Here is a 257-nt window from a genome sequence, read left to right as displayed (position 1 = left end):
TATTTGAGTAAGTCAAGATTAAACTTTTTATTGAGAGTTTGAACCTGGCTAAGGACGAACGCTGGCGGCGTGCATAACACATGAAAGTCGAGCGAGGAAACTTCTGAGGAAGTGGAGTAGCGGCGGAAGGGGGAGTAACACGGGGGCATACTGCCGCAGAGAGAGGGATAGCCGTGAGAAAGGAAGATGAATAACTAAGAAGAGTGGAGTTTAGCATTAACAGGCAATAAAAGGAGAAATCCGCTATGAGATGGGCC

At 47.1% G+C, this 257-nt stretch carries 1 rRNA gene; it reads left to right on the top strand.

Annotated elements, in window-relative coordinates:
* Positions 1–26: 26 nt before the first annotated feature.
* Positions 27–257 (top strand): 16S ribosomal RNA (locus NG904_RS17035); the annotation flags it as partial.

The sequence above is a fragment of the Clostridium sp. ZBS15 genome (assembly GCF_023845705.1).
GTDB lineage: Bacteria > Bacillota > Clostridia > Clostridiales > Clostridiaceae > Clostridium > Clostridium aquiflavi.
The sequence above is the reverse complement of the archived record's forward strand: the minus strand, read 5'-3'. Positions and strand labels throughout refer to the sequence as shown.